Source organism: Streptococcus sp. HMSC077D04 (genome assembly GCF_001808785.1).
Classification (GTDB): domain Bacteria; phylum Bacillota; class Bacilli; order Lactobacillales; family Streptococcaceae; genus Streptococcus; species Streptococcus mitis_BX.
The window spans coordinates 1701-2284 of record NZ_KV794481.1 but is presented as its reverse complement, the minus strand read 5'-3'; the positions used below and the strand labels follow the sequence as shown (position 1 = coordinate 2284).

At 38.9% G+C, this 584-nt stretch carries 1 pseudogene; it reads left to right on the top strand.

Annotated elements, in window-relative coordinates:
- Positions 1-584, top strand: a pseudogene (locus HMPREF2701_RS01515) (N-6 DNA methylase); the annotation flags it as partial.

Genomic DNA, 584 nt, shown 5'->3' with positions numbered 1-584 from the left:
GAAATAGATTTGTTTTCCTACCTGGAAGAAGAAAATGAAAAGGATAAGGAAACAGAAACGCTTATTGTAGGCATAGAAGAGACGGATGTCCCTGTTCAAGATTTTGTTTTTCCAGATGATTTAGAGGACTTTTATCCTAAGACAAATAGAGAAAAAATTGAAACGAATATCGCCGCAATTGAACTTGTTAAAAGATTAGAAAAAGAGGGACGACAAGCGAATCCAGAAGAACAAGAGCTACTCGCCAAGTATGTCGGATGGGGTGGTCTTGCCAATGAATTTTTCGATGAACTCAATCCAAAGTATGAAACAGAACGTTTAACTCTTAAGAGTTTAGTAAGTAAATCAGAATACTCGACCATGAAACAAAGTTCTCTCACAGCCTATTATACAGACCCAATGATTATTCGTCAGATTTGGCAAAAATTACTGGATGATGGTTTTGAGGGAGGAAGGATATTAGATCCTTCTATGGGGACTGGGAACTTCTTTGCGGCGATGCCTAGAAGTATACGAGATAAATCAGAACTCTATGGGGTTGAATTAGACAGTGTGACAGGCGCAATCGCAAAACAACTCCACCC